Source organism: Tsukamurella tyrosinosolvens (genome assembly GCF_900104775.1).
Classification (GTDB): Bacteria; Actinomycetota; Actinomycetes; order Mycobacteriales; family Mycobacteriaceae; genus Tsukamurella; species Tsukamurella tyrosinosolvens.
Genome location: NZ_FNSA01000003.1, coordinates 2388879 through 2414985, shown reverse-complemented (window position 1 = coordinate 2414985; position 26107 = coordinate 2388879). Strand labels below are relative to the sequence as shown.

The following is a 26107-nucleotide window of genomic DNA, read 5'->3' as shown; positions in this document are numbered from 1 at the left end:
CCGGTACAACGGGCGAACCGGGCGAAAGGTTCCCGGCCCCCTCGCAATTGAACACCGTTTCTGTCAGAGAAAGCCCAGGTCGGGCTGAACAGAAACGGTGTTCAATTCGATCAGCGGTCCTCGAGGTCGCCTTCGGTGTCGAGGTAGGCCTGCTGGAGGGCGGCGAGGAGCTCGGGATCGGGCTCCTTCCACAGCTCGCGCTGCGAGGCCTCGAGGAGCCGCTCGGCGATGCCGTGGAGCGCCCACGGGTTCGACTCCTCCATGAACTTGCGGTTCTCGGGATCGAGGACGTAGTTCTCGGTGAGCTTCTCGTACATCCAGTCGGCCATCACGCCGGCGGTGGCGTCGAAGCCGAAGAGGTAGTCCACCGTCGCGGCCATCTCGAAGGCGCCCTTGTAGCCGTGCCGGCGCATGGCCGCCATCCACCGCGGGTTCACCACGCGGGCGCGGAAGACCCGGTTGGTCTCCTCGCTCAGCGTGCGGGTGCGCACGGAGTCCGGCCGCGTGGAGTCGCCGACGTAGGCCTCGGGGTCGGCGCCCGTGAGGTGGCGCACCGTCGCGACCATGCCGCCGTGGTACTGGAAGTAGTCGTCCGAGTCGGCGATGTCGTGCTCGCGGGTGTCGATGTTCTTCGCGGCGACGTTGATCCGCCGGTACGCCGCGCGCATGTCGTCGGCGGCGGGCGCACCGTCGAGCCCGCGGCCGTAGGCGTAGCCGCCCCAGGCCGTGTAGACCTCGGCGAGATCGGCGTCGCTGCGCCAGTTCTTCGAATCGATGAGCTGCAGCAGGCCGGCGCCGTAGGTGCCGGGCTTGGAGCCGAAGACGCGGGTCGTCGCGCGACGATCGTCGCCGTGCTCGGCCAGGGCCGCGCGGGTGTGCGCCGCGACGTAGTTGGACGCGTCGTCCTCGTCGAGACGGGCGACCAGCTGGACCGCGTCGTCGAGCATCGCCACGACGTGCGGGAAGGCGTCGCGGAAGAAGCCGGAGATGCGGACGGTGACGTCGATGCGCGGGCGGCCCAGCTCCTCGAGTCCGATGACCTCCAGACCGGAGACGCGGCGGGACTGCTCGTCCCACACCGGCGTGACGCCGAGCAGCGCCAGGACCTCGGCGATGTCGTCGCCGGCGGTGCGCATGGCCGAGGTGCCCCACACCGACAGGCCGACCGACTTCGGATACTCGCCGTGCTCCTCCCGGTACCGCGCGACCAGCGAGGCGGCCAGCTCCTGGCCCGTCGCCCAGGCGAGCCGCGAGGGCACGGCCTTGGGGTCCACGGAGTAGAAGTTGCGGCCCGTGGGGAGCACGTTGACCAGGCCGCGCAGCGGCGAGCCCGACGGCCCTGCGGGAACGAAGCCGCCCGCCAGCGCGCGCAGGACGTGGTCGATCTCGTCGCCGGTGCGGCGCAGGCGGGGCACGATCTCGGTGGCCGCGAAGTCCAGGATCTTCGCGACGGCCGGGTCGTCCGTGAGGCCGGCCATCGCCGACGGTGCCCAGTCGGCGGCCGCCGCGGCGACGACGAGCTCGCGGGCGCGGGCCTCGAACTCGTCCGTCTTCGCCTTCGATGCGGTGCCGTCCTCCTCCAGGCCCAGCGCCTCGCGCAGGCCCGGCGTGTGCACGGAGCCCGCCCACATCTGCTTGGCGCGCAGCATCGCGAGCACGAGGTCGGTCTCCGCGTCGCCCGACGGTGCCGCCCCCAGGATGTGCAGGCCGTCACGGATCTGCACGTCCTTGATCTCGCAGAGCCAGCCGTCGACGTGCAGGATCATGTCGTCGAAGGCGTCCTCGTCGGGCTGGTCGGTCAGCCCCAGGTCGTGGTCGAGTTTCGCGGCCTGCAGGAGCGTCCAGATCTGCTGGCGGATCATCGGCAGCTTCGCGGGGTCGAGGCTCTGCACGTTGGCGTACTCGTCGAGGTGCTGCTCGAGGCGGGCGATGTCGCCGTAGCTCTCGGCGCGCGCCATCGGCGGGATGAGATGGTCGACGAGCACCGCGTGCGCGCGCCGCTTCGCCTGGGTGCCCTCGCCCGGGTCGTTGACCAGGAACGGGTAGATCAGCGGCAGGTCGCCCAGCGCGGCGTCGGTGCCGCACGACGCGGACATGCCGAGCGTCTTGCCGGGCAGCCATTCCAGGTTGCCGTGCTTGCCGAGATGGATCACCGCGTCCGCGCCGAAGCCGTGCTCGCGGTCGGCGAGCCAGCGGTAGCTGGCCAGGTAGTGATGGCTCGGCGGCAGGTCCGGGTCGTGGTAGATCGCGACGGGATTCTCGCCGAAGCCGCGGGGCGGCTGCACCATCACCGTGAGGTTCCCGAACCGCAGCGCGGCGATCGCGATGTCGCCGGCCCCGGTGGTGAACAGCGAACCGGGCGCCTCGCCCCAGTGCTCCGTCACGGCGTCGCGCAGGTCCTGCGGGAGCGTCGCGAACCAGGCGCGGTAGGTCGCGGGGTCGACGGTGACCTCACTCCCGTCGAGTCGCTCGTCCGAGAGCCAGTCGGGGTCCTGGCCGCCGCGGGCGATGACGGCGTGGATGAAGGCGTCGGAGTCGTCCGCGTCCAGTCCGGGGATGTCCGACGGTGCGCCGACGTCGTAGCCCGCGTCCGCGAGCCGGCGGATCAGCTCCAGCGCCGACTGCGGGGTGTCCAGGCCGACGGCGTTGCCGATGCGGGCGTGCTTGGTGGGGTACGCCGACAGCATCAGCGCGATCTTCTTGTCCGCGTTCGGGATCGCCCGCAACCGCGCGTGCCGCAGCGCGAGGCCCGCGACCCGAGTGGCGCGCTCGGCGTCCGGGACGTACGAGGGCAGGCCGTCGTCGCCGATCTCCTTGAAGGAGAAGGGCACGGTGATGATCCGGCCGTCGAACTCCGGGATCGCGACCTGGGTGGCGACGTCGAGCGGGCTGAGGCCGTCGTCGCTCTCCTCCCACTGCTCGCGGGAGGTGGTGAGCGCGAGCGCCTGCAGGATCGGGATGTCGAGCGCCGCGAGGCGCCCGACGTCCCAGGACTCGTCGTCGCCCCCGGCGGCGGCACCGGCGGCGTTGACGCCGCCCGCGGCGAGCACTGTTACGACGAGGGCATCGAGGGTGCCGAGCTCGGCGAAGAGCGCGTCGTCGGCGGTGCGCAGCGAGGCGCAGAAGATCGGTACGGCCACCGCACCACGGTCCTCGATCGCCGTCGCGAGGGCGTCGATGTAGGCCGTGTTGCCCGCGAGGTGCTGGGCCCGGTAGTAGAGAACGCCGATCCGTGGGCCCTCGCCCGACGGGCGGTCGATGACGCCCCACTGCGGAGCGGCGACGGGCGCTGCGAAGCCGTCCCCGGTGAGCAGGATCGTGTCGGACAAGAAGTGGTACAGCTGCGCCAGATTGTCCGGTCCGCCCTCGGCGAGGTAGGCGTGCGCCTGCGTGGCGACGCCGGCGGCCACCGTCGAGGCCTCCATGAGGTCGGCGTCGGGCGCCTGCTCCCCCGAGACGACGACGACCGGTTTGCCGCTGGCCGCAAGCGCGTCGAGGCCGCTCTCCCAGTACCGGCGGCCGCCGAGGATGCGGACCACCACGACGTCGGCACCGTCGAGCAGGCCGGGCAGGTCGAGGTCGACGCTGATCCGGGCGGGATTGGCCCAGCGGTAGTCGGCGCCGCTGGCCTTCGCGCTGAGGAGGTCGGTGTCCGAGGTGGAGAGGAGAAGGATCACCTCACCAACCCTAGTGGGCGCCGATTCAGACGATCGTGCCCGAGTGCAGTCCGGGCAGGCGGCGGTAGGCGCCTCGGATGTGCGTCTCGGTCAGCTCTGCCGCGCGCTCGGCGTCGCCCGACTCGATCGCCGCGAAGATCGCCCGGTGCTCCTGCTGCAGGACCGCGGTCAGTGCCGGCCAGTCCTCGATCTCCTCGAAGGCGGCGAGGATCCCCGCGCGGAGGGCGCCCCGGATCGCGACCGTCACCGTGGTCACGAGGCGATTGCCGCACGCCTCGGCGATCGCGGTGTGGAAGTCGGTGTCGGCGTCGTTGAAGGCGGCGCGGTCCTCGCCGGCGGTGTCCATCGCCGCGAGCGCGGCACGGACGGGAGCCAGTGCCGCTGCGTCGGCATCCCGGGCCGCGAGCGAGACCGAGGACCGCTCCAGGAGGACGCGCGCCTCGACGATCTCGGGGAACTCGAAGTTGGTGAGCGCCATGTGCAGGCGCAGGAAGTGCGCGAGGGAGTCGGCGGGCATGGCGCTGACGAACGTGCCGGCGCGCGGCCCGCTTCCAGTGCCCGAGGTCACCACGCCCTGCGCCTCGAGCACGCGCAGCGCCTCCCGGACCGCGGGGCGGCTGACCTCCAGTCGTGCCGCGAGGTCGCGCTCGGGGGGCAGCGCGTCGCCCACGCGGAGCGAGCCGCTCAGGATCTGTTCCTCGATCGCGCTGATCACCAGCTGGTACGTGCGCGTGCGGGCGACGGGCCGCCACTCCGGTGGGTCGAGCGTCATGTCCCTCAGCCTCCCACGGGGTGAGCGCGGCGGTTGACATGTGGTCCCCATCACCCTACCTTCATTCGTGTGGTCAGACCACAGCCCTCCTGTTCCGACTCAGTCCTCGGAGACTCCCCATGCCCCCCACCGCGTCCCCTGTGCGCCCGGACGGCGCCGTCGTGAAGGTCGCCCTGTTCGCCACGTGCTTCAACGACACGATGTGGCCCGAGACACCGAAGGCCGTCGTCCGGCTGCTGGAGCGCCTCGGCGTCGACGTCGAGTTCCCGCAGGCGCAGACCTGCTGCGGGCAGATGTTCACCAACACCGGCTACGCCGATGAGGCGATCCCCGGCGTCCGCCGGTTCGTCGACGTCTTCGCCGGGTACGACGCCGTCGTCGCGCCGTCGGGCTCCTGCGTCGGTTCCGTGCGGCACCAGCACGCCGACCTCGCCGACCGCGCGGGCGATCGCGGCCTCCGGGCCGCCGTCGACGAGCTGACGCCCCGGGTCCACGAGCTCAGCGAGTTCCTCGTCGACGTGCTCGGCGTGACCGACGTCGGCGCCTTCTTCCCGCACCGCGTCACCTACCACCCGACCTGTCACTCGCTGCGGATGCTCCGGGTCGGCGACCGCCCGCTGCAGCTGCTCCGCGCGGTGCGCGGCATCGACCTCGTCGAGCTCCCGGATGCGGACCAGTGCTGCGGGTTCGGCGGCACCTTCGCCATGAAGAACGCCGACGTCTCCGTGGCGATGGGTCTCGACAAGACGGCGCACGTGCGCAGCACCGGCGCCGGGTACCTCGTCGCCGGCGACAACTCCTGCCTCGCGCACATCGGCGGCCTGCTCTCGCGCCACCGCGACGGCGTCCGCACCGTCCACCTCGCGGAGATCCTGGCATCCACCGAAGGAGACCTGCCATGACCACCGGGCATCCCCACGTCGGCGTGACCGCCACGTACGTCGGCATGCCGACGTTCCCCGCCGCCGCGCGCGATGCGCTCGGCGACACCACGCTGCGCCGCAACCTCGCCCACGCGACCTCCGTGATCCGCGGCAAGCGCGCCTCCGTCGTCGGCGAGCTCGACGACTGGGAACGGCTGCGCGACGCCGCGGAGGCGATCAAGAACCGCACCCTGCGGCACCTCGACCACTACCTCGAGCAGTTCGAGGCCAACGCGACCGCCGCGGGCGCCGTCGTGCACTGGGCCCGCGATGCTGAGGAGGCGAACCGGATCGTCATCGATCTGGTCCGGGCGGCCGGCGCCGAGGAGGTGGTCAAGGTGAAGTCGATGGCGACGCAGGAGATCGAACTCAACGAGGCGCTCGCCGACGCCGGCATCGACGCCTGGGAGACCGACCTCGCGGAGCTGATCGTGCAGCTCGGCGAGGACTGGCCGAGCCACATCCTGGTACCGGCGATCCACCGCAACCGCACCGAGGTGCGCGACATCTTCCTGCGGCGCATGAAGGAGGTCGGCCGCCCCGCCCCCGACGACCTCACCGACGAGCCCGCCCGGCTCGCCGAGGCCGCGCGCCTGCACCTGCGGGAGAAGTTCCTCCGCGCCGAAGTCGGCGTGAGCGGCGCCAACTTCGCGATCGCCGAGACCGGCGGCCTCGTGGTCGTCGAGTCCGAGGGCAACGGCCGCATGTGCCTGACCCTGCCGAAGACCCTCATCTCCGTGGTCGGCATCGAGAAGATCCTGCCCACGTTCGAGGATCTCGAGGTGTTCCTGCAGGTGCTCCCCCGCTCCAGCACGGGCGAGCGGGAGAACCCGTACACCTCGATCTGGACCGGCCCCTCCGGCGGCGGCGACGGCCCGGAGGCGGTGCACATCGTCCTCGTCGACAACCACCGCACCGACGTGCTCGCCGACGAGGTCGGCCGCTCCGCGCTGCGCTGCATCCGCTGCTCGGCGTGCCTCAACGTGTGCCCGGTGTACGAGCGGGTGGGCGGCCACAGCTACGGCTCCGTCTACCCCGGCCCGATCGGCGCGATCCTGACCCCGCAGCTGCGGGGCACCGCCTCCGACGTCGACGCCTCCCTGCCGTACGCCTCCACGCTGTGCGGGGCGTGCTTCGACGCCTGCCCGGTGAAGATCCCGATCCCGGACCTGCTGGTGCACCTGCGGACGCGGGTCGTCGACGAGGCGCGGGGCGGCGTCCCGAAGCCTGAGGCCGCGGCCATGAAGGGCGCGGCATGGATGTTCGGCAGCGCCTCCCGCCTTTCGGCCGCGCAGCGCGCCGCCACCCTCGGCGGCCGGATCTTCCGCAACCGGGAGACCTTCGGCAGGCTCCCGGGCCCGATGCGCGGCTGGAGCGCCGAACGCGACACCCCGGTGCCGCCGACGGAGACCTTCCGCCAGTGGTGGGCCCGCGAGCACGACGGACGGGGCGAACGATGACCGCGCGCGCCGAGATCCTCGGCCGGGTCCGAGCCGCACTCGCTGACGTCGGCGACCCCGACACCGCCGAGACGCCGATCCCGTGGACCTACGGCCGGCCCGTCGGGACCGGCGACCTGGGCGTCGTCGACCGGTTCGAGGAGCGCGTGGCCGACTACCGCGCCGAGGTCCGACGGTGCGCCGCCGCCGACCTCGGCGCGACGGTCCGCGCTGCCCTGGGGGCGATCGACGAGACCGGCGGCGTACTCGGCGACGACGTCGTACGCCGCCTCGTTCCCGGCCCGCTCCCCTGGCTCGACGACGACGGCCTGTCGCCGTACCAGCTCGAGGCCGCCGCCGCGGTGGTGACCACGGCCACCGTCGGGATCGCGAACACCGGGACGATCGTGCTCGACCACGGCCCCGGCCAAGGGCGGCGGGCGGTCACCCTGGTCCCCGACGTGCACGTCTGCGTGGTGCACGCCGACCGGATCGTCGACGACGTGCCCGCCGCGGTGGCGCGGCTGCGGGAGACGGGAGCCCACGTGCGGCCGCTCACCTGGATCAGCGGCCCCAGTGCGACCAGCGACATCGAGCTGGACCGCGTGGAGGGCGTGCACGGCCCCCGGAGCCTGCGGGTGATCGTCGTGGAGTGACCGGACTCAGAGCACGGCGCCGTGCATGACGATGCCGGGTGCGGCCGCGTCGACGAGGTCGGTGTTCGCGTCGTCGCCGCCCGCGTACGCGACGACGCTCGACGTCTCGATCCGGGTCTCGTCGTCCACGCGCACGACGCAGTCCACGGTGAACAGGTCGATCCCGGCGCGGGTGACCCGGTCGGAGATCCGGGCGCCCAGCGACGCGACGTCGCCGATGCGGATCGGCTCGACCTGCCGGACGGTCTGCGAGACGTGCAGGAGCCGGCCGACGTTGAAATCCTCGATCTGCTCGGCCAGCAGGCGCGCGGCGACCTTGAAGACGGGATCGGCGACGATGAGCGGCGGCACGGGCGTGTCCCGCGGGATGACGCGGCTGCTCGCGTACGGGACGTGCGGCGAGCGCGTGGCCCGGCCGTACGACCGCAGTCCCTCCGCATCGACGGAGTAGCAGTCGTCCAGCCAGTGGGTGTAGTCGCCGTCGGTCATTCGGCGACTGTAGCGCCCCGCACCACGTCGGGAGCCGCCATCGTCAGGTCGAGCAGGGCCATCATCGAGTGGTAGACGTCGGTGAGCGGGTAGATGTCGCGGGCGGCGCGCGCCCGCGCGACCGCGCCCTCGATCGAGCTCATGAAGACGGAGGCGAAGACGAGCGCGCCGCGCTCCTCCACCCCGTAATCGACCAGCGCCGAGGCGAACCGGCGCTCGCACTCGGTGTACGCGGCGGTGGCCGCGTCCTGCACGCGGGGCGCGCCGTCGGCCAGCGCCGCCGCGAGGAGCGGGCACCCGACCTGGAACTCGGACCGGACCAGCACCCGCTTCCACAGCTCGATGAACCGGCCGATCCACTCGTGGGGCTCGCCCTTGCTGGTGGCCGCGTCGATGTAGCGGAGGAGGCGGCGGCCCGCGAGCGAGGTGGACGCCTCCACGAGCTCGGCCTTGCCGCCGGGGAAGTACTGGTACAGCGAGTTCTTGGAGGCCTGCGACTGCGCGGTCAGCTCGGCCAGGCCGGCGTCGGCGAAGCCGTGGCGGCCGACGAGATTGAGCGCTGTGTTGACCAGCCGGACCCGGGGACGGGGACGCGGCTTGGGGGCGGCGGGCATCGGGGCCGAACCCTCCTCGATTCGTGAAGAACGACGAACCACCCTTCGGTGGAATTCGCCACGCGGCGTGGCGGCGCTTGTTTGAACCGCTCGGTTCATGTTACCAATGACGGGTCGATGAACCGAATGGTTCATCCCGCGCCCCTTCGAACGGAGTACTCCACGCATGACCGCCCCCGCCCGGATCGCCCCTCCCGCCCCCGCTGAGCAGTCCAACGTCAGCTACCTCGGGATCGGCGCCTACCGACCGCGGCGCGTGGTGCCCAACTCCGAGATCGTCGACAAGATCGACTCGAGCGACGAGTGGATCAAGACCCGCTCGGGCATCGAGTCGCGGCACTTCGCCGAGGACGACGAGACCATCCTCTCGATGTCGGTCAAGGCGGCCGAGCGCGCGATCACGGCCGCGGGCATCGATCCCCAGCTGGTCGACTGCGTCATCTCCGCGACCAACACGCGCCTGGAGCTCGGCCCGTCGCTGGCCCCGCAGATCGCCAAGGAGCTCGGCCGCGTCGGCATCCCCGCGTTCGACATCACCGCCGGCTGCTCCGGCTTCACCACCGCCGCCGCCGTCGGCACGGACCTGATCCGGGCCGGCACCGCGAAGTACGTCGTGGTCGTGGGCGTCGAGCGACTCTCCGACCTCATCTCCCCCGAGGACCGCACCTGCGCGTTCATCTTCGCCGACGGTGCCGGCGCCGCCGTGCTCGGACCGTCCGAGGAGGTGGGCGTCTCGCAGGTGTCGTGGGGCGCCGACGGCGACTTCACCACCGCGATCTTCCAGGACAAGGACTTCGGCACCTACTTCGACGAGGTCCACGCCTTCCGGGACGACACCACGACCGAGGCGCCCGTCCGTCCGTTCCTGCGCATGGAGGGCCGCAAGGTCTTCCGCTGGGCCGCGACCGCGCTGCTCCCCGCGTGCCAGGAGGCCCTCAAGCTCGCCGGCCTCACCTCGAAGGACATCGACGTCTTCGTGCCGCACCAGGCCAACCTGCGGATCACCCAGGTGCTCATCAAGGCGCTCGAGCTGCGCGACGACTGCGTGGTCGCCGAGGACATCGTGACCACCGGCAACACCTCCGCCGCGTCGATCCCGCTCGCCGTCGAGGAGCTGCTGCGCACCGGCAAGGCCAAGCCCGGCCAGACCGCGCTCGTCATGGCGTTCGGCTCGGGCCTCGCCTACGCCGGCCACGTCATCACCCTGCCGCCGGTCAACTTCGAGGACTGATCGCACTGCCGCCGAAGCAGCCCGACTCCTGCCCGGGTGTCCTGCGACCGCATCAGGCGGCCGACGGTGCCCTGGCCCGGGTCCGGCTGCCCGGTGGCGCCGTCCTGCCCGCGCAGCTGGAGGTCCTCGCGGAGCTCGCCGGTGACGAGCCGATCGAGCTGACCTCGCGCGGCAACGTGCAGCTGCGCGGCGTCGGCGACCTCGACGCCGCCCGCGAGCGCCTCGCCGCCGCGGGGCTGCTCCCGTCGGCGACGCACGAGCGGGTGCGCAACATCGTCGCCTCCCCGCAGTCCGGCGAGCTCCGCGCGACCGCGGCGGCGCTCGACCGGGCTCTCGTGGCACGCGCCGCCCTGGCCGCGCTCCCCGGGCGGTTCCTGTTCGCGCTCGACGACGGTGCCGGCGACGTCGCCGCGCTCGCCGCGGACGCCGAGATCCGCGCCGGTGTGCTCCACCTCGACGGGAGTCCGACCGATCTGCCCTGCACGGTCGACGTGCTGCTCGACGCCGCGCAGGCGTTCCTCGACCTGCGGCGCGACGAATGGCGGATCCGGGACCTGCACGACGGTGCCGAGCGCATCGCCGTCGCCCTCGGCGGGGCGCTGACCGGGCCCCGCGCGGTCCCGGCGCCGCCCAGTCCGCCCCCCGTCGGGTGGTTCGACCGGCCCGACGGCTCGGTCACCCTCGCCATGGGCGTCCCCCTCGGCCGGCTCGACCCCCGCACCGCGCAGTTCGTCGCCGCGGTCGACCAAGCGATCACGGTCACCCCGTGGCGCACGCTGCACCTGCACGGGCTCGACGAGGGCGCGGCGGAGGCCGTGGTGCGGGTGCTCGCGCCGATGGGCCTGATCTTCGACGCGACCGCGCCGCTGCTCCGGGTGAGCGCCTGCGTGGGCGACCACGGATGCGCCCGCGCGCAGGGCGATTCGCTCGCGCACGCGGCGGACCTCGCCGGCACGATCGCGGACGACGAGCGCGTGCACGTGGTCGCCTGCGGGCGCGGCTGCGGGGCGCCGCCCGGCGAACACCGACGGGTGGTCGTGACCGAGAAGCCCGGCGAATAGACTTCCCGGGTGCACGACTACCTCACCGACGGCGCCGAGATCTACCGGCGGTCGTTCGCCACCATCCGCGCGGAGGCCGACCTCAGCGCGCTGGCTGCGGACGCGGAGACGGTGGCGGTCCGCATGATCCACGCGGCGGGCCAGACCGACCTGGATCGCGACATCCGGATCTCGGCCGGCGCCGTCGCCGCCGGACGGTCCGCCCTCGCCGCCGGCGCCCCGATCCTCACCGACGCGAACATGGTGGCGCACGGCGTGACCCGTACACGCCTGCCCGCCGACAACGAGGTGCTGTGCCTGCTGCGCGACCCGCGCGTCCCGTCGTTGGCCGCCGAGCTCGGCACCACGCGCAGCGCCGCCGCCCTGCAGCTGTGGGGCGAGCGGCTGGACGGCGCGGTCGTCGCGATCGGTAACGCGCCGACGGCCCTGTTCCACCTGCTCGACCTTCTGGCGTCGGGCGCGCCGAAACCCGCGGTGATCGTCGGGATCCCGGTGGGCTTCATCGGCGCCGCGGAGTCGAAGGACGCGCTCGTCGCCGAGGCCGCCGGGCTGGGCGTCGAGTACATCACCGTGCTGGGCCGCCGCGGCGGCAGCGCGATCACGGCGGCGGCGCTCAACGCGCTGGCGCGGGAGGAGGAGCTGTGACGGGGATCCTGTACGGCGTGGGCGTCGGTCCGGGTGACCCGGAGCTGGTCACGGTCAAGGCGGCGCGGCTCATCGCCGAGGCCGACGTGGTGGCCTATCACAGTGCGCGCCACGGCCGTTCCAACGCGCGCGCCTGTGCGGCGCCGTACCTGCGCGAGGAGCAGACCGAGATCCGGCTGATGTATCCGGTGACCACCGAGACCACCGATCATCCCGGCGGCTACCGCGGCGCGCTCGAGGACTTCTACGCCGGCGCCGCCGAGGAGCTGGCAGAGCACCTGACGGCCGGGCGGAACGTCGCACTGCTCGCCGAGGGCGACCCGATGTTCTACAGCTCGTACATGCACATGCACAAGCGGCTCCGCGACCGCTTCGAGTGCGTCGTCGTCCCGGGCGTCACCTCGGTCAGCGCCGCGGCGGCCGCGACCGGCGTCCCGCTCGTGGAGGCCGACGAGGTGCTCACGGTGCTGCCCGGCACCCTCCCCGAGTCCGAGCTGCGGCGGCGCCTCGCCGACACCGATGCCGCCGCGATCATGAAGCTGGGCAGGACGTTCCCGACCGTGCGCGGTGCACTGGAGCGTGCGGACCGCGACGGCGCGGCCTGGTACGTCGAGCGCGCCAGCCGCGCGGACGAGCGGGTGCTGTCGGTGGGCGACGTGAGCGCCGAGGACGTGCCGTACTTCGCGACGGTGCTGGTGCCCGGCCGGATCAACGCGCCCACGCCGGCGGCGGCGGAGCGGGGCGAGGTCGTGGTCGTCGGCCTCGGTCCCGGCGACGAGGCGTGGACGACGCCGGAGGTCCGGCACGAGCTGTCCGAGGCCACGGACATCGTCGGCTACCAGACCTACACCGACCGCGTGCGTCCCCGCCCGGGGCAGCGCGTGCACGCCTCGGACAACCGCGTCGAGGCCGAGCGCGCCCGGCACGCACTGGAACTCGCGGCCGGCGGCGCCCGGGTCGCCGTGGTCAGCTCGGGCGACCCCGGCGTGTTCGCCATGGCCTCCGCCGTCGCGGAGGTCGCGGCCGACCCCGCCTTCCACGACGTCCCCGTGCGCGTCCTGCCGGGCATGACGGCGGCGAACGCCGTCGCGAGCCGGGTCGGCGCGCCGCTCGGCCACGACTACGCGGTGCTCTCGCTCTCGGACTACCTGAAGCCCTGGGAGGTCATCGAGGAGCGGCTGCGCGCCGTCGCCGCCGCCGATCTCGCGCTGGCCGTCTACAACCCGGCGTCGAAGACGCGCCGCGAGCAGCTCGTCCGGATGCGCGACGTGCTGCTCGAGGTGCGCTCCCCTGAGACCGTCGTCATCGTCGGGCGCGCCGTGGGGTCGCCCGAGGAGTCGCTGACGGTGACCACGCTCGGGGCGTTCGACCCGGAACAGGTGGACATGCGCTGCCTGCTCATCGTCGGGTCCTCGCGCACCGAGGTCACCGCGCGCGCCGGCGGCCGGATCGTGCACACTCCCCGTAGGTACTGACAGAAGGAGACGGATGATGGCGAAGGCGTACTGGATCGCGTTCTACCAGGAGATCAAGGACCCCGAGAAGATGGCGGCGTACGCGGCCATCGGCGGGCCGGCGATCACCGAGGGCGGCGGACGCTTCATCGTCCGCGGGCAGGCCGCCGTCGCCTACGAGGCGGGGAAGATCGAGCGCACCACGGTCATCGAGTTCGACAGCCTCGAGCAGGCCGTCGCCGTCCACGACTCCCCCGCGTACCAGGAGGCCCTCGCCGCCCTCGGCGACGGCGCGGTCCGCGAGATCCGCATCTGCGAAGGCTCCTGACCTGCGCTGACCCACCGCCGCGGAGCCTGCCCCTCGCAGGGGCAGGCAACCGCGCTCGCGGTGGACCAGACTCGGGGACATGATCGACGAGACCGCCCCGACCCTGGGCTCCTTCCTCCGCTCCCGCCGGGCGGCGGTGGACGCCGACGACCTCGGCCTCCCCAGCTACGGCCGCCGCCGCGTCCCGGGACTGCGCCGCGAGGAGCTCGCCGAGCTCGCCGGAGTGTCGGTCAACTACCTCACCCGCCTCGAACAGGGCGCCGCCGGCAATCCCTCCGACGAGGTCCTCAGCGCCCTCGCCCGCGCCCTGCGGCTGAGCGAGGTCGAGCGCCTGCACCTGTTGGAGCTGGCCCATCCGTCGGGCGAGGGCGCGGCGCCGATCGACCGGCACGGCGCCGGCTTCACCGGAGTGCGCCAGCTCGTCGACGCGATGGACACGCCCGCCGTGGTGCTCTCGCGCAACCAGGACATCCTGGCGTGGAACCGCCTCGGCAACGCGGTTCTGGCGCCCCACGTCCCGTATGAGGACCTGCACGCCGATCCGCCGCCGAACAAGGTGCGGCAGACCTTCCTCGATCCGGAGGTGCGGTCCCTCTTCGTCGACTGGGAGCTCGAGGCGGAGCTGGCCGTCGCCTCCCTCCGCTGGGTGGCGGCCCAGTTCCCGGACGACGCCGCGCTGCGCCGCCTCCTCGGTGAGCTGGTGCTCGACCGCGACTTCGCGCGGCTGTGGGCACTGCAGGCCGTCGAGCTGTGCACCAGTGGCGTCAAGCGGTTCCACCATCCGTGGGTGGGCCGGATCGACCTCTGCTACCAGATGCTCCACCTTCCCGAGTCCGACGGTGCGCGGATGATCGCGTTCAGCGCCGCGCCCGGCAGCCCGGACGACGACGCCCTGACGCTGCTGCGCCACCGCGTCGCCGACTGAGGTCCAGCGCCCCACCCCTTCCCTCCCACCAGGGTCGCCGAACCGGCGCGACCGCTGGCGATACCCGCTACCCGGAGAACGGATCCCGTCATGCCCCTGCACCCCCAGTCCGCCGCCCACCTCGCCGCGGCGGCGAGCGCCGCCCCGCTGCACACACTGGGCGTCCCCGACGTCCGTCGCGCCCTGCGGGGGTACCTCGATCTGCAGCGCCCCGCCGTGGAGATCGCCCACGTACGGCACACCTACGTCGTAGGACCGGGATCGTCACTGCCCGTGCGGATCTACCGAGACGGACCGCCCGGCGGGGCGGTCGTCCTGATGCTCCACGGCAGCGGCTTCGTGGCCGCCGACATCGAACTCAGCGACGAGCCCGCCAGGCTGCTCGCCCGCGCGACCGGCGCGACGGTGGTCACCGTCGACTACCGGAAGTCTCCGGAACACCCCTACCCCGCCGCCCTCGACGACGCCGCGGCGACGCTCGACTGGATCGCCTCCGGCGCGATCGATGTCGACGCCGACCGGATCGCCGTTGTCGGCGACAGCGCGGGAGGGACACTCACCGCGGCTCTCGTGCACCGTGTTCGGGACCGCGGCGGACCGCGGATCGCAGCGCACGCCGTCCTCTACCCGCCCCTGCGCCCCGGCGACTACGACGATCTCGCGCCCGGCGAGGTCAGTCTGTCGCCCGCCGACATGGACTGGTTCTGGCGCCAGTACCTGCCCGACGGCGCCGCGCCGGCGGGCGCCGCGCCCCTGGACGCGACCGACTTCGCCGGGCTTCCGCCGGCCTTCGTCGCGACGGCGGAGTACGACGTGCTGCGAGGCCACGGCCGGCAGTACGCGGATGCACTCCGGGTAGCGGGCGGCGCGGTCGAGTACCGGGACTACCCCGGAACGCTCCACGGCTTCTACTGGATGGACGCCGTGCTCGACGCCGCCACCGACCTCCAACGAGATCTGGCCGCCTGGCTGCGCGCGACCCTGAACGGAAACCGATGACCACCACCACGCACCGTCGTCTCCACCCCGGTCTGCTCGCGCTCGCCATGGGCGGCTTCGGGATCGGGCTCACGGAGTTCTCCATCACCGGCCTGCTCTCCGACGTCGCGGGCGACCTTCGGGTGAGCATCCCGCTCGCGGGCGGACTGGTCACCGGCTACGCGCTCGGCGTCGTGTTCGGCGCCTTCACCGTGACGCTCGCCCTCGTGTCGCGGCCGCCGAAGACCGCGCTCCTGATCCTCCTGGCCCTCTTCGTCGCGGGGAACGCGCTCTCCGCGGCCGGCCCCACCTACGAGCTGGTGATGGCGGGCCGGATCGTCGCGGCCCTGTGCCACGGCGGCTTCTTCGGGATCGGGGCCGTGCTCGCGGCGCGGCTGGTCACGCCCGACCGCCAGGCGTCGGCCATCGCACTCATGTTCGCCGGGCTCACGGTCGCCAACGTGCTCGGCGTTCCCGCCGGCACCGCCCTCGGCCATCGGTTCGGTTGGCGGGCCACGTTCGTGGCTGTCGCGGTGATCGGGCTCGTGGCCATGGCGGCCATCGCAGCCCTGGTGCCGAGCGTGCCCGCCGAAACGACCTCGGTGCGGGCTCAGCTGACGGTGCTGCTGCGCCCCTCCGTCTGGATCGCCTGCGCCGTCACGGCTCTGGTCTTCGGCGGCCTCTTCGGTGCCTTCACCTACATCGAGCCGCTACTGCGCTCCGTGACCGGCTTCGGCGCCGGGGCGATCCCCTGGCTGCTCGTGCTGTTCGGCCTGGGCCTCTTCGCCGGCAACCTCGTGGGCGGCCGCGCAGCCGACCGGGACGCGGACCGGGCGCTGCTCGCCTTCGCCGTGCTGCTGCCCCTTGCCGTCGCGACGGTCGCCCTGGTGGCGGGCTCGAAGCCCTTGGTCGCCGTCGCGCTCGCCGTCATGGGGCTCATCGGCTTCGCGACGGTGCCCGCCCTGCAGCTCCGGGTCCTGCGGAACGCCGGCACCGCGACGCTCATCGCCTCGTCCGCCAACATCGCGGCGTTCAACCTCGGCAACGCCGTGGGCGCACAGCTCGGCGGCACGGGGATCAGTCTCGGAGGCGGCCCCACGTCGCCCGTGTGGATCGGCGTCGCCCTCAGCGGCGCGGGCGCCCTGCTCGCCGCCGCGAGCATCGCCGTGGAGCGTCGACATCGTGCTCCGCGTCCCGGTGCGCCGGCCGACGGCGTACCGGTCTGACCTCGTTGCGCCGGCCCCGGAACAGCCGGGGCCGGCGACGCGTTGGACCGGGCATGGCATCGACCGAGTTCGACCCCCGCAGCCTGATCGCCTCCAGCCGTATCGGCGTCCTCGCGACGCTCCGGGCGAGCGGCATGCCGCAGCTCTCGCCGGTCACCACGGTGTACGACGCGGACGCCGACCGGATCCTGGTCTCCATGACGGCCGGCCGTGCGAAGGAGGCGAACCTGCGGCGCGATCCGCGCGCCGCGATCGAGTTCACCAGCGCCGACGGCTACACCTGGGCCACCGCCGAGGGCACGGCCACGCTCATCGGTCCGTCGACGGATCCGGACGGACCGGAGGTGGACGCCCTCGTCGACTACTACCGCAGCGGCGCCGGGGAGCATCCCGACTGGCGCGAGTACCGCGAGGTCATGGTCGCCGACCGCCGGGTCCTCCTCGTCCTGCAGATCACCCACGCCTACGGCGCCAAGCTGCGCTGAGGGTCAGGCGCCGAAGCGCGTGAGGGCTTCGACCGCGGTGACCCGGCCCGCGGTCGCGAGGCCCAGGTTCGCCGGCGAGGCGGCGTCACCGCCGGATCGGCCGCCGCCACGCAGTCCTCGACCGCGCGCACGACGAGGCCGAGGTCGGTACCGCGCCGTGCGGTCTGTTCGACCGTGAGTTGGTGAACCGGGTGAGGAGCCCCGGATCTCCCGGGCCGGAACGCCCTCCCGCTCGATCACGTTCACCTGCCGGTGCAGGGCGAGAACAGCTGCTGTCCTGCCTCGATCATGCCCGGCTGAGCAGGCGCGCCCCCACGAGGGCCACGACGGCACCGGGCAGGACGTTGACCAGCAGGATCGGGAGCTCCTCGGCCACGGTGTAGCCGTGCGAGACGCCGACGGCGAGGTTGGCGATCATCGCCAGCGTCCAGAGCACGACGAAGGCGATCGCCGCCCGCTGCGGGCCCACGGACCCGACCTTGCGCCCGACGGCGAGGAAGATCAGGGCCAGCACGACCCCGAGGGTGACGATGATGATCGTCCGCACGGTCGTCAGCCCTCGCGGATCGTCATGGACTTCAGACGATCCCCCGCGACGGCGAAGGTGAACTCGCTGAGTCCGTTGGCGTGGGTGCTGCGCCAATCGCCCACGACCGTCACGGTGTCGCCGTCGACGGTGACCTTCTCCGGCGTCAGCACGCCCTTCGCGCCGATGAACTCCTTCGCGCTCCAGCCCTGCATCGCTGCGCGGTCGCCGAAGACGCGGCCCCAGTCGTCGATGAAGCCGTCGGCGGTGAAGGCGTCGAGGAAGGCCGCCTCGTCGCCGGCGTTCACGGAATCGATGAACTCCGCGACCGGGCTGGGGATGTCGATGTTCGTCATGCGCGTCTCCTCGTCGTAGCGTCCGGGGCTTGCAGCCCCACAACCGCCATCGTAGGGGCGCTGCCGCGGCCCCGCCGCTCGAAAACTGAGCTGATCCACAACTTCTGGTTGTGGATCAGTGTCGGCTCAGGCCCGCGCGGCGAGCTCGGCGTACGCCGCCGCGGCGGTCGCGACCGCAGGGACGCCCGCCGGACGCGCCGGGCGATCGACCATCACGACCTCGACGCTGAGCTCCCGTGCCGCTGCGAGCTTCGCGGACACCAGGTCGCCGCCGCTGTTCTTCGTCACCAGGACGCCGATGGCGTTCCCGCGCAGCAGCTCCCGCTCGGAGCCGAGCGTGTACGGGCCGCGGTCGTGGAGCAGCTCGTGCCGCCGCGGCAGCGGGCCCGACGGCGCGTCGACCACCCGGATCAGGAACCACCAGTCGTCGAGCGCCGCGAACGCGTGCGCGTCCTGCCGCCCCGTCGTGAGCATCGCCCGCGCCCCGGGACGCCGCGCGAGCAGGGTCGCGGCGGCGGGCACCGTCGGCACCCGGGTCCAGCGGTCGCCCGCCGTCGGCGACCACTCCGGCCGGACCAGCGCCACGAGCGGTACCCCGGTCGCCTCCGCCGCGAGCGCGGCGTTGCGGGAGATCGTCGCCGCGAAGGGGTGCGTCGCGTCCACGAGCACGTCGACGCCGCCGTCCGCCACGAAGGTGGCCAGGCCCGACGGTCCGCCGAACCCGCCGATCCGCGTCTCCCCCACCGGCAGGCGAGGATTCGCGACCCGGCCGGCGAGCGAGCTGAGCACCGTGAACCTCGGATCGTCGTGCAGCATCCGCGCCAGCTCGCGGGCCTCGGCGGTGCCGCCCAGGACGAGCACGCGACGCATCAGTGGCTCGCCCCCGGAGGCCGCAGTCGCCGCGCCGAGTACAGGTAGCTCTCCTCGAAGGCCTCCGCGTCCAGCACCTTCCCGACGAAGATCACCGCGGTCCGGGTGATCCCCTCCGCGGCGAGCCGCTGCGGCAGGTCCGCGAGCCGGCAGCGCACGATCCGCTCGTCCTCGCGGCTGGCGAAGGCCACGACCGCCACGGGGCAGTCGGCGCCGTAGTGCGGCACGAGGTCGTCGGTGAGGGCCTGCGCGCGATGCGCGGCGAGGTGCAACGCCAGCGTCACCCCGGCCCGGGCGAGCGACGCGAGGTCCTCCCCCGCGGGCATGTCCGTCGACATCGTGGAGACGCGCGTGATGAGCAGCGACTGGCCGACACCGGGCACCGTCAGCTCCCGGCCGAGCGCTGCGGAGGCGGCGGCGAAGGCGGGCACGCCCGGGACGATCTCGTACGGCACCCCGGCGGCGTCGAGCCGCCGCGCCTGTTCCGTGAACGCGGAGTAGAGCGAGATGTCGCCGGAGTGCAGGCGCGCCACGTCGAGCCCCGCCTCGTGCGCGGCGATCAGCTCGTCGACGATGTCGGGCAGCGGCATCCGCGCCGTGTCCACGAGCCTCGCGCCCGGCGGGCACCGGTCCAGCATCTGCTGCGGCACCAACGATCCGGCGTACAGGCACACCGTGCAGCGGCCGAGGATCTCCGCCCCGCGCAGCGTCAGCAGATCCGGGGCGCCGGGACCGGCACCGATGAAATAGACGGTCACGCCTCACCTTTCACGAACACCCATTGCACGATCGGCCGGCGCGGCTGCCATGCGGTCCCGCCTCCCAGCGGCGCGAGATCGGCGACGGTGCAGCTGCGGAGCTCGCCGCCGTACCGGGCCCGCAGGGCCGCGGCCAGGCACTGCCCCTCGACGGTGACGGTGTTCGCCACGAGCCGGCCGCCCGACGGCAGCACGCCGACGCAGGCCGCGGCGAGTGCCTCGGTGAGGCCGCCGCCGATGAAGATCGCGTCGGGCACCGGCAGGTCGGCGGTGAGATCGGCGGTGTCGCCGACGACCACCTCCACCGGCACGCCGGCGCGGGCGGCGTTGCGCGCCACCCGCTCGGCCCGATCGGCGCGCCGCTCCACGGCGGCCACCGATCCGCCGCCCTGCAGCGCCCAGGTGATCCCGACCGACCCCGAGCCGGCGCCGAAGTCCCAGATCCACCCCGGCGTCGGCCGCAGCGCGGCCACCGTCATCGCCCGCACGTCGGCCTTCGTGATCTGGCCGTCGTGCTCGAAGTCGAACTCCCCGGCGGGCGCAGCCGATTCGAGCGCGACCACGTTCAGATCGTCGACCCGCAGGTTCCGCCGGAACGGGCGTACCTTCTCGCGGGCCCCGCCCAGCTGCTCGAGCACGGTGATCGTCGCGTGCAGGCCCGCCTCGCGCAGCATGTCGGCGAGGTGTGCGGGAGTGGCGCCGGACTCGCTGAGCACGATCGTGCGCCGGCCCGCCCGGACCGCCCGGACGACGGGCGACGGGTCGCGGGCCACCGCGGACACGACCGTGACCTCCTCCGCGGGCCAGCGCAGGCGCGCGCAGGCCAGCGCAAACGACGACAGGTGCGGGATCACGTGCAGGTCGAGGTCGGGCCGCCGCCGCGCGATCGTCGCGCCGACGCCGTAGAACATCGGGTCGCCGCTGGCGAGCACGTGCACCCCGTCGGCCAGCTCGTCGATCGCGGGCAGCAGGGGCGAGGGCCAGGGGCGCGCGGCTTCCTCGGCGAGTCCCGCCGGGAGGAACGCGAGATGGCGGGGCGCGCCGTGGATGACGGTCGCGTCGAGCAGGGTGCGGCGCGCACCGTCGGTGAGGCCGGCCCAGCCGTCGGCGCCGATGCCGACCACCGTCACCGTCATCGCGGCATCCGGCGCCAGACCGCCTGCGGGACGAAGCGCAGCCCGGCGTAGAGCGGGCGCAGGAGAGCCGGGATCCACACGACGCGGCGGCCGCGGCGCAGCGCGTGCACCGTCGCCTCCGCGACCTGCGGCGCGGTGCGGCTGAAGGGCGCCGGCGTCACTCCGGACGCCATGAGCTCACGCGTCATCGCGCCGACGATGAAGCCGGGCCGCGCGAGGAGGACCTGGATCCCGCTGCCGTGCAGCGAATCCGTGAAGCCCTGAACGAAACCGTCGAGGCCCGCCTTGGTGCTGCCGTAGACGTAGTTGGCCTTGCGCACGCGGACCCCGGCGACCGACGAGAACGCGACGATCGCGCCGCGGCCTCCGTCCCGCGGGTCCTGGGCGCGCAGCAGCTTCGCCAGCCCCAGCAGGATCGACACCTGCGCGACGTAGTCGGTCTGCGCGATCTGCACCGCGTGCGACGGATCCGCTTCGGCCCGGGCCTGATCGCCGAGGATGCCGAAGGCGACCACCGCGACGCCGATCCGGCCGAACCGGTCGGCCACCTCCCCGAGGAAGGCGGCGTGCAGGTCGGTGCGGTCGGCGTCGAACTCGATCGGGAAGACGCCGGTGGCGCCCACCTCCCGGAGCACCGCGATCTGCTCGTCCAGGAGCTCCGAACGGCGGGCGGCGAGGATCACGTCCCGGCCCGGCGCGATCCGCTTCGCCACTTCCAGACCGACCTCGCTCCGGCCGCCCAGGAGGAGCACCGCGCCGTCGGGAATCCTGTCCGCACTCACCGGACCAGACTAGACGCGCGTCGCCCGGCTACGGTGACGGTGTGCCCCACGACGACCGCCCCGTTCTCAATCCCGACGCCCTCGCCTTCGTGACCGACCGCCACCTCGCGACACTGAGCACCGTGCGCGCCGACGGCACGCCGCACACCGTCGCGATCGCGTTCACCTACGACCCTGCGACGGGACTCGCCCGCGTGATCACCTCCGGCGACAGCCAGAAGGCCCGCAACGCGGGTCGCGGCGGGTACGCCGCGCTGACCCAGGTCGACGGTGCGCGGTGGCTCACCCTGGAGGGGCCGGCGCGGGTCCTGGCCGACACGGACTCGGTGCGCGATGCCGAGGCCCGCTACGCCGTGCGGTACCGGCAACCGCGCGAGAACCCGAAGCGCGTGGTGATCGAGATCGACGTGACCCGGGTACTGGGATCGAGCACGCTCCGCGCGTAGCGAGCAGGAGCGTCTACCGGGCGGGGATGTTCCCGTCCATGTCCTCCAGGGTCTTGCCCTTGGTCTCCGGCACGAACCGGTAGACGAAGAAGAGCGAGAGCAGCGCGAAGGTCGCGTACAGCCCGTAGGCCAGCGTGAGGTTGCCCTCCATCTTGGGGAAGGTCACGGTGATGGCCCAGTTGGCCGCCCACTGCGCGGCCGCGGCCAGGGAGAGTGCCGCGCCGCGGATGCGATTGGGGAACATCTCGCCCAGCAGCACCCACACGACGGGCCCCCAGCTGACGCCGAAGAAGATCACGAAGAGGTTCGCGGCCACCAGCGCGAGGACCCCGACCACGCCCGTCAGGCTGGGCTTGCCGTCGATGATCTCGGCGGTGCTGAAGCAGACCGCCATCGTGGTGAGTGAGATCGCCATGCCGATCGAGCCGATGAGCAGCAGCGGGCGCCGCCCGATCCGGTCGACCAGCATGATCGCGACGATGGTGACGATGACGTTGACGATCGACGTGAACACGCTGATCAGGTTCGACTGCGACTCCTCGAATCCGACGGCCTGCCAGAGCATGTTCGAGTAGTAGAAGATCACGTTGATGCCCACGGCCTGCTGGAAGATCGACAGCAGCAGGCCCACCCAGACGATCGGGTAGATGCCGCCGCCGGGCTTGACCAGGTCGCGCCAGGAGTGCTTCTCCTCGCCCGCGAGGCTCTCCTCGATGCGGGTCACCGTGATGTCCATGTTCTTCTCGCCCAGCAGCATCGTGAGGACCCTGCGGGCCTCGGGGATGCGGTGCCGGGACACCAGGTACCGCGGCGACTCCGGGATCATCGTCGACGCCACGCCGTAGACGACGGCGGGGATGGCCATGACCAGGAACATCCAGCGCCAGGCCTCCATGCCCAGCCACAGATCGTTGGAGGCGCCGCCCGCGAGGGAGGCGAGGAGCCAGTCGACCAGCAGCGAGAGGAAGATGCCGAGCACGATGGCCATCTGCTGCAGCGAGCCGAGCCGGCCCCGGATCCGGGCGGGCGAGACCTCGGCGATGTAGGCGGGAGCGATGACCGACGCGACGCCGACGCCGATCCCGCCGACGACGCGGAAGACGATCAGCATCCACGTGTGCGTCGCGAAGGCGCACCCCAGCGCGCTGAGGAGGAACAGCACCGCGGCGATCTGCATGACGCGCAGGCGGCCGATCCGGTCGGCGATGCGGCCCGCCGTCATGGCGCCAGCGGCGGCACCGAGGAGCGCCGAGGCGACGGCGAAGCCCAGGGTGTAGCCGTGGATGTCGAAGCGGCCCTCGATGGCCTTGGTGGCGCCGTTGATGACGGCGCTGTCGTAGCCGAAGAGGAGGCCGCCCATCGCGGCGACGATCGCGATCTGGACGACGCGGCTGCTGTTCCCGTCGCCCTCCTCGAAGATCGAGGGGCCCTCGGCCGTGGTGCCGCCGCCGTGCGTCATGATGCCTCCGGTGTGTAGCTCCTAGAGGATCGTCAAACTGTGGGGCCTGGTGTTCACGGGCTCGCAGCCGTCCTCGGTGACGATGACGATATCCTCGATCCGCGCTCCCCATCGGCCACTGAAGTAGATTCCCGGCTCGATCGAGAAGGCCATGCCCGGTTCGACCGGAATGTCGTTGCCCGCAACGATGTAGGGCTCCTCGTGCACCGACAGCCCGATGCCGTGCCCGGTCCGGTGCAGGAAGAACTCCCCCAGTCCGGCGTCGGCGAGCAGGTCGCGGCCCGCGGCGTCGATCGCCTCGGCGCTCACGCCCGGCCGCACGGCGTCGACGGAGGCCCGCTGGGCCCGCTCGAGCAGCGCGTACTGCTCCAGGATCTCCTCCGACGGCTCGCCCATGGCGTAGGTGCGGGTGCAGTCCGAGTTGTACCCCGACGCCAGCGGGCCCCCGATGTCGACGACCACCACGTCGCCCGCCTCGACCACGCGGTCCGAGACCTCGTGGTGCGGGTCGGCGCCGTGCGGCCCCGATCCCACGATGATGAACGCGGCCTCGGTGTGGCCCTCCTCGACGATGGCGGCGGCGATGTCGTCGGCCACCTCGCGCTCCGTGCGCCCGACCTTGAGGAAGTCGCCGACGCGGGCGTGCACCCGGTCGATCGCGGCGCCCGCGGCCCGCAGCTCGTCGAGCTCGGCGGCGTCCTTGATCATCCGCAGGCGGCGCAGCACGTCGGTCGCCAGGCGCGCGCTCAGACCGCGGTCCAGGAGCGGCACGAGGTGCAGCGCGGGCACGGCGTCCGCGACGGCCACCGTCGTGGCACCGGCCAGCAGGCCGAGGACCAGGGCGTACGGGTCGTCACCGTCGACCCAGTCCAGTACCGAGAGTTCGACGCCCGCCTCGCCCAGGCCGGGGACCGACGAGTCCTTGAGGATGGCGAGCTCGAGCCGCGGGACCACCAGGCCGAAGCCTGCGTCGGTGATCACGAGCGCCGTCAGCCGCTCGAACGACTCGCTCACGATGCCGGTCAGGTACGCGAGGTCGGGCCCGGGGGTGATGACCAGCGGGGTCCCCGCCGAAGTCGCGAGCTGCTGGGCCCGGGTGAGACGGGTCGCGTACACCGAGGCGGGAAAGGACTGGGGGTTACTCATGATCCGATTGTGACACGATGATTCCCGTGACGAACGACGCGCGCCCACTGATGCTGCTCGACTCCGCCGGGCTCTGGTTCCGGGCCTACTACGCGATCCCCGACAAGGTCACGTCGGCCGACGGTCGCTCCGTCAACGCGCTGCGCGGCTTCCTCGACATGACGTCGCAGCTGATCGCAACGCACCGGCCCGGGCGGCTCGTGGCGTGCCTCGACCTGGACTGGCGCCCCGCGTTCCGGGTGGAGCTGCTGCCGACGTACAAGACCCACCGGGTCGCCGAGGACGGCGACGGCAGCGCGGAGGAGGTCCCGGACACGCTCTCGCCGCAGGTCGACATGATCCTCGAGGTGCTCGAGGCCGTCGGCATCGCGACCGGCGGCGCCGTCGGGCTGGAGGCGGACGACGTGCTCGGCACCCTGGCGGCGCGCGAGACGAGCGATCCCGTGATCGTGGTCTCGGGCGACCGCGACCTGCTGCAGGTCGCCGACGACACCCCGCCCGGCGTGCGGTGCCTGTACATCGGCCGCGGCATCGCCAAGGCCGAGATGTTCGGGCCGGCCGAAGTGGCGGAGAAGTACGGCCTGCCGCTGGACCGGGCCGGCGAGGCCTACGCCGAACTCGCCCTGCTGCGCGGCGACCCGTCCGACGGGCTGCCCGGCGTGCCCGGCATCGGCGAGAAGACCGCGTCGAAGCTGCTGCTGGAATACGGCTCGCTCGCGGAGATCCGCGCGGCCGCGGATCGGACCCCGTCGCCGTTGCCGGCGCGCGCCGCCACGTCGATCGCGGCCTCGGCGGCCTACCTGGACGCCGCGTGGGACGTGGTCTGGGTGCAGCGGAACGCGGACGTCGCCCTCTCGGGCTCGGATGAACTGCCCCGGAAAGCACGCGATCCGCAGCGCCTGGCCGAGCTGGCCGAGGAACTGCGGATCGGGGCGCAGGTGGAGCGCCTGCTCGCCGCCCTCGCGGGCTGACCGGCCGGCCCGCGAGGGGACTCGCGGGCCACCGGGATCAGGAGGGAGCGCCCACCTGGTACTTGCCGTTGTCGTCGAGCACCTTGACCTGGACCGTCTTCTCCTTGCCGCCGATGGTGGCGCTGCAGGTGAAGGTCTCGCCGGTCTTGACCTTGACGCCGTCGGTCTTGCAGTCGACGTCCTTGGTGTCGGTCTCGTTGTAGCTCTCGTTGAGGACCTTGGTGACGCCCTCGTTGACCTTGGCGTTGTCGAACTTCTTGCCGAAGAAGGCGCCGGTCAGCCAGCCCACCAGCACGACGATCGCCACGATCGCGATGATCGCCGCGGCGGCGATGCCGACGATGAGGCCGGTCTTCGACTTCTTGGGGCCGCCCAGGCCGGGCTGCCCCGGCTGGCCGAACTGCTGCCCGAACTGCTGGCCGGCGAACTGCGCGGGCTGGCCCGGCTGCTGGCCGAACTGGTCCTGCCCGAACTGCGGGGGCTGCTGCTGGTAGCCGCCGAACTGCTGGCCCTGCGGCTGCGGCTGCTGGCCCCACTGGCCCTGGTACTGCGGGGAGATCTGGGTCTGATCACCCGTCGGCGCGCCGAAGCCCTGCTGCCCGTACTGCGGTGCGATCTGGGTCTGATCCTGCGGGGGCTGCTGGCCCGGCTGCTGCCAGCCCTGCTGCGCCCACTGGTTCGGATCCTGCGGGTTGCTCATGTGTCCACTCCTCCCCTGTCGCCGGCCGACGGCCCGCGACGTACGCCTCTTCGG

General features: G+C 72.7%; 27 protein-coding genes. 14 read left to right on the top strand and 13 right to left on the bottom strand.

Features of this window, described 5'->3' with window-relative positions; genetic code table 11:
* Positions 1-110 precede the first annotated feature (110 nt).
* Positions 111-3677 (bottom strand): cobaltochelatase subunit CobN, encoded by a 3567-nt coding sequence (gene cobN / locus BLW32_RS13115; RefSeq protein ID WP_068741894.1) that lies wholly within the window; start codon positions 3675-3677, stop codon positions 111-113.
* A 25-nt stretch (positions 3678-3702) separates the two neighbouring features.
* Positions 3703-4449 carry a FadR/GntR family transcriptional regulator gene (locus BLW32_RS13110; RefSeq protein ID WP_068741895.1) on the bottom strand — a complete coding sequence of 249 codons (747 nt, stop codon included), beginning with the start codon at positions 4447-4449 and terminating at the stop codon, positions 3703-3705.
* A gap of 161 nt (positions 4450-4610) precedes the next feature.
* Here BLW32_RS13110 and BLW32_RS13105 point away from each other — a divergent pair, with 161 nt between their 5' ends.
* The 3 genes from BLW32_RS13105 to BLW32_RS13095 are packed head-to-tail and all read left to right on the top strand — an operon-like array spanning position 4611 to position 7467.
* Positions 4611-5351, top strand: coding sequence for a (Fe-S)-binding protein (locus tag BLW32_RS13105; RefSeq protein WP_068525665.1), 741 nt, complete (start codon positions 4611-4613; stop codon positions 5349-5351).
* Positions 5348-6832 (top strand): LutB/LldF family L-lactate oxidation iron-sulfur protein, encoded by a 1485-nt coding sequence (locus BLW32_RS13100; protein ID WP_068741897.1) that lies wholly within the window; start codon positions 5348-5350, stop codon positions 6830-6832. Before BLW32_RS13105 ends, BLW32_RS13100 begins: the two co-directional genes overlap by 4 nt.
* The gene (locus BLW32_RS13095) at positions 6829-7467 is read left to right on the top strand and encodes a LutC/YkgG family protein (RefSeq protein ID WP_068741898.1); all 639 of its coding nucleotides are present in this window, start codon (positions 6829-6831) and stop codon (positions 7465-7467) included. The genes BLW32_RS13100 and BLW32_RS13095 overlap by 4 nt, the downstream gene beginning before the upstream one ends.
* A gap of 6 nt (positions 7468-7473) precedes the next feature.
* On the opposite strand, the gene BLW32_RS13090 is transcribed toward BLW32_RS13095, so the two are convergent.
* Together BLW32_RS13090 and BLW32_RS13085 are read right to left on the bottom strand one after the other, a co-directional pair.
* Positions 7474-7956 (bottom strand): FAS1-like dehydratase domain-containing protein, encoded by a 483-nt coding sequence (locus tag BLW32_RS13090; RefSeq protein WP_068525662.1) that lies wholly within the window; start codon positions 7954-7956, stop codon positions 7474-7476.
* On the bottom strand, positions 7953-8570 hold the full coding sequence (locus BLW32_RS13085) for a TetR/AcrR family transcriptional regulator (protein ID WP_068525661.1): 618 nt from the start codon (positions 8568-8570) through the stop codon (positions 7953-7955). The genes BLW32_RS13090 and BLW32_RS13085 overlap by 4 nt, the downstream gene beginning before the upstream one ends.
* Positions 8571-8736: 166 nt before the next feature.
* Here BLW32_RS13085 and BLW32_RS13080 point away from each other — a divergent pair, with 166 nt between their 5' ends.
* The 9 genes from BLW32_RS13080 to BLW32_RS13040 all read left to right on the top strand — a co-directional run bounded on the left by BLW32_RS13080 (position 8737) and on the right by BLW32_RS13040 (position 16903).
* Complete coding sequence (locus BLW32_RS13080; protein WP_068525660.1) at positions 8737-9801, top strand: beta-ketoacyl-ACP synthase 3; 1065 nt, start codon at positions 8737-8739, stop codon at positions 9799-9801.
* A complete protein-coding gene (locus tag BLW32_RS13075; protein WP_331923369.1) occupies positions 9798-10862 on the top strand; it encodes a ferredoxin-like domain-containing protein in 1065 nt (354 codons plus the stop codon). Before BLW32_RS13080 ends, BLW32_RS13075 begins: the two co-directional genes overlap by 4 nt.
* A 9-nt stretch (positions 10863-10871) precedes the next feature.
* The gene (locus tag BLW32_RS13070; RefSeq protein WP_068741899.1) at positions 10872-11507 is read left to right on the top strand and encodes a precorrin-8X methylmutase; all 636 of its coding nucleotides are present in this window, start codon (positions 10872-10874) and stop codon (positions 11505-11507) included.
* Positions 11504-12982 carry a precorrin-2 C(20)-methyltransferase gene (locus BLW32_RS13065; RefSeq protein ID WP_068741900.1) on the top strand — a complete coding sequence of 493 codons (1479 nt, stop codon included), beginning with the start codon at positions 11504-11506 and terminating at the stop codon, positions 12980-12982. The genes BLW32_RS13070 and BLW32_RS13065 overlap by 4 nt, the downstream gene beginning before the upstream one ends.
* A 16-nt stretch (positions 12983-12998) precedes the next feature.
* A complete protein-coding gene (locus tag BLW32_RS13060) occupies positions 12999-13289 on the top strand; it encodes a DUF1330 domain-containing protein (protein ID WP_068525915.1) in 291 nt (96 codons plus the stop codon).
* Positions 13290-13368: 79 nt separating this feature from the next.
* The gene (locus tag BLW32_RS13055; RefSeq protein ID WP_068741901.1) at positions 13369-14214 is read left to right on the top strand and encodes a helix-turn-helix domain-containing protein; all 846 of its coding nucleotides are present in this window, start codon (positions 13369-13371) and stop codon (positions 14212-14214) included.
* A 90-nt stretch (positions 14215-14304) separates the two neighbouring features.
* Positions 14305-15213, top strand: coding sequence for an alpha/beta hydrolase (locus tag BLW32_RS13050; protein ID WP_068741902.1), 909 nt, complete (start codon positions 14305-14307; stop codon positions 15211-15213).
* The gene (locus BLW32_RS13045) at positions 15210-16418 is read left to right on the top strand and encodes an MFS transporter (protein WP_068525655.1); all 1209 of its coding nucleotides are present in this window, start codon (positions 15210-15212) and stop codon (positions 16416-16418) included. The genes BLW32_RS13050 and BLW32_RS13045 overlap by 4 nt, the downstream gene beginning before the upstream one ends.
* Positions 16419-16471: 53 nt before the next feature.
* The gene (locus BLW32_RS13040; protein WP_068741903.1) at positions 16472-16903 is read left to right on the top strand and encodes a PPOX class F420-dependent oxidoreductase; all 432 of its coding nucleotides are present in this window, start codon (positions 16472-16474) and stop codon (positions 16901-16903) included.
* Positions 16904-17189: 286 nt separating this feature from the next.
* Here the strand turns inward: BLW32_RS13040 and BLW32_RS13030 are convergent, their stop codons facing one another.
* From BLW32_RS13030 to BLW32_RS13005, 6 genes are all read right to left on the bottom strand, one after another.
* Positions 17190-17450: a hypothetical protein gene (locus BLW32_RS13030; protein WP_068525653.1), complete on the bottom strand. Its 261-nt coding sequence runs from the start codon at positions 17448-17450 to the stop codon at positions 17190-17192.
* A gap of 5 nt (positions 17451-17455) precedes the next feature.
* Positions 17456-17785, bottom strand: coding sequence for a nuclear transport factor 2 family protein (locus BLW32_RS13025; protein ID WP_068741904.1), 330 nt, complete (start codon positions 17783-17785; stop codon positions 17456-17458).
* A gap of 126 nt (positions 17786-17911) precedes the next feature.
* Complete coding sequence (locus BLW32_RS13020) at positions 17912-18655, bottom strand: cobalt-precorrin-6A reductase (protein WP_068741905.1); 744 nt, start codon at positions 18653-18655, stop codon at positions 17912-17914.
* Positions 18655-19413 carry a precorrin-4 C(11)-methyltransferase gene (gene cobM, locus BLW32_RS13015; RefSeq protein ID WP_068741906.1) on the bottom strand — a complete coding sequence of 253 codons (759 nt, stop codon included), beginning with the start codon at positions 19411-19413 and terminating at the stop codon, positions 18655-18657. Before cobM ends, BLW32_RS13020 begins: the two co-directional genes overlap by 1 nt.
* Complete coding sequence (cbiE, locus tag BLW32_RS13010; protein ID WP_068741907.1) at positions 19410-20549, bottom strand: precorrin-6y C5,15-methyltransferase (decarboxylating) subunit CbiE; 1140 nt, start codon at positions 20547-20549, stop codon at positions 19410-19412. Before cbiE ends, cobM begins: the two co-directional genes overlap by 4 nt.
* Positions 20546-21331, bottom strand: a complete 786-nt coding sequence (locus BLW32_RS13005) for an SDR family NAD(P)-dependent oxidoreductase (protein ID WP_068525648.1) — start codon at positions 21329-21331, stop codon at positions 20546-20548. Before BLW32_RS13005 ends, cbiE begins: the two co-directional genes overlap by 4 nt.
* A 41-nt stretch (positions 21332-21372) precedes the next feature.
* Here BLW32_RS13005 and BLW32_RS13000 point away from each other — a divergent pair, with 41 nt between their 5' ends.
* Positions 21373-21777 carry a PPOX class F420-dependent oxidoreductase gene (locus BLW32_RS13000; protein ID WP_074850557.1) on the top strand — a complete coding sequence of 135 codons (405 nt, stop codon included), beginning with the start codon at positions 21373-21375 and terminating at the stop codon, positions 21775-21777.
* A gap of 13 nt (positions 21778-21790) precedes the next feature.
* Here the strand turns inward: BLW32_RS13000 and BLW32_RS12995 are convergent, their stop codons facing one another.
* Together BLW32_RS12995 and BLW32_RS12990 are read right to left on the bottom strand one after the other, a co-directional pair.
* Positions 21791-23236 (bottom strand): sugar porter family MFS transporter, encoded by a 1446-nt coding sequence (locus BLW32_RS12995; protein WP_068525647.1) that lies wholly within the window; start codon positions 23234-23236, stop codon positions 21791-21793.
* 21 nt (positions 23237-23257) lie between these two features.
* Complete coding sequence (locus BLW32_RS12990) at positions 23258-24382, bottom strand: M24 family metallopeptidase (protein ID WP_068741908.1); 1125 nt, start codon at positions 24380-24382, stop codon at positions 23258-23260.
* Between the two features lie 17 nt (positions 24383-24399).
* Between BLW32_RS12990 and BLW32_RS12985 the strand changes: the two genes are divergently transcribed.
* Complete coding sequence (locus BLW32_RS12985) at positions 24400-25353, top strand: 5'-3' exonuclease (RefSeq protein ID WP_068741909.1); 954 nt, start codon at positions 24400-24402, stop codon at positions 25351-25353.
* 37 nt (positions 25354-25390) lie between these two features.
* On the opposite strand, the gene BLW32_RS12980 is transcribed toward BLW32_RS12985, so the two are convergent.
* The gene (locus BLW32_RS12980) at positions 25391-26053 is read right to left on the bottom strand and encodes a DUF4333 domain-containing protein (RefSeq protein ID WP_068525644.1); all 663 of its coding nucleotides are present in this window, start codon (positions 26051-26053) and stop codon (positions 25391-25393) included.
* Positions 26054-26107 lie beyond the last annotated feature (54 nt).

Coding starts and splice junctions, on each gene's coding strand:
- BLW32_RS12990 (WP_068741908.1), bottom strand. CDS start 24,382: ATGAGTAACCCCCAGTCCTTTCCCGCCTCGGTGTACGCGACCCGTCTC.
- BLW32_RS13060 (WP_068525915.1), top strand. CDS start 12,999: ATGGCGAAGGCGTACTGGATCGCGTTCTACCAGGAGATCAAGGACCCC.
- BLW32_RS13025 (WP_068741904.1), bottom strand. CDS start 17,785: ATGACGAACATCGACATCCCCAGCCCGGTCGCGGAGTTCATCGATTCC.
- BLW32_RS13020 (WP_068741905.1), bottom strand. CDS start 18,655: ATGCGTCGCGTGCTCGTCCTGGGCGGCACCGCCGAGGCCCGCGAGCTG.
- BLW32_RS13050 (WP_068741902.1), top strand. CDS start 14,305: ATGCCCCTGCACCCCCAGTCCGCCGCCCACCTCGCCGCGGCGGCGAGC.
- BLW32_RS12985 (WP_068741909.1), top strand. CDS start 24,400: ATGATTCCCGTGACGAACGACGCGCGCCCACTGATGCTGCTCGACTCC.
- BLW32_RS13100 (WP_068741897.1), top strand. CDS start 5,348: ATGACCACCGGGCATCCCCACGTCGGCGTGACCGCCACGTACGTCGGC.
- BLW32_RS13080 (WP_068525660.1), top strand. CDS start 8,737: ATGACCGCCCCCGCCCGGATCGCCCCTCCCGCCCCCGCTGAGCAGTCC.
- BLW32_RS12980 (WP_068525644.1), bottom strand. CDS start 26,053: ATGAGCAACCCGCAGGATCCGAACCAGTGGGCGCAGCAGGGCTGGCAG.
- BLW32_RS13095 (WP_068741898.1), top strand. CDS start 6,829: ATGACCGCGCGCGCCGAGATCCTCGGCCGGGTCCGAGCCGCACTCGCT.
- BLW32_RS13085 (WP_068525661.1), bottom strand. CDS start 8,570: ATGCCCGCCGCCCCCAAGCCGCGTCCCCGTCCCCGGGTCCGGCTGGTC.
- BLW32_RS13090 (WP_068525662.1), bottom strand. CDS start 7,956: ATGACCGACGGCGACTACACCCACTGGCTGGACGACTGCTACTCCGTC.
- cbiE (WP_068741907.1), bottom strand. CDS start 20,549: ATGACGGTGACGGTGGTCGGCATCGGCGCCGACGGCTGGGCCGGCCTC.
- BLW32_RS13110 (WP_068741895.1), bottom strand. CDS start 4,449: ATGACGCTCGACCCACCGGAGTGGCGGCCCGTCGCCCGCACGCGCACG.
- BLW32_RS12995 (WP_068525647.1), bottom strand. CDS start 23,236: ATGACGCACGGCGGCGGCACCACGGCCGAGGGCCCCTCGATCTTCGAG.
- BLW32_RS13040 (WP_068741903.1), top strand. CDS start 16,472: ATGGCATCGACCGAGTTCGACCCCCGCAGCCTGATCGCCTCCAGCCGT.
- BLW32_RS13055 (WP_068741901.1), top strand. CDS start 13,369: ATGATCGACGAGACCGCCCCGACCCTGGGCTCCTTCCTCCGCTCCCGC.
- BLW32_RS13045 (WP_068525655.1), top strand. CDS start 15,210: ATGACCACCACCACGCACCGTCGTCTCCACCCCGGTCTGCTCGCGCTC.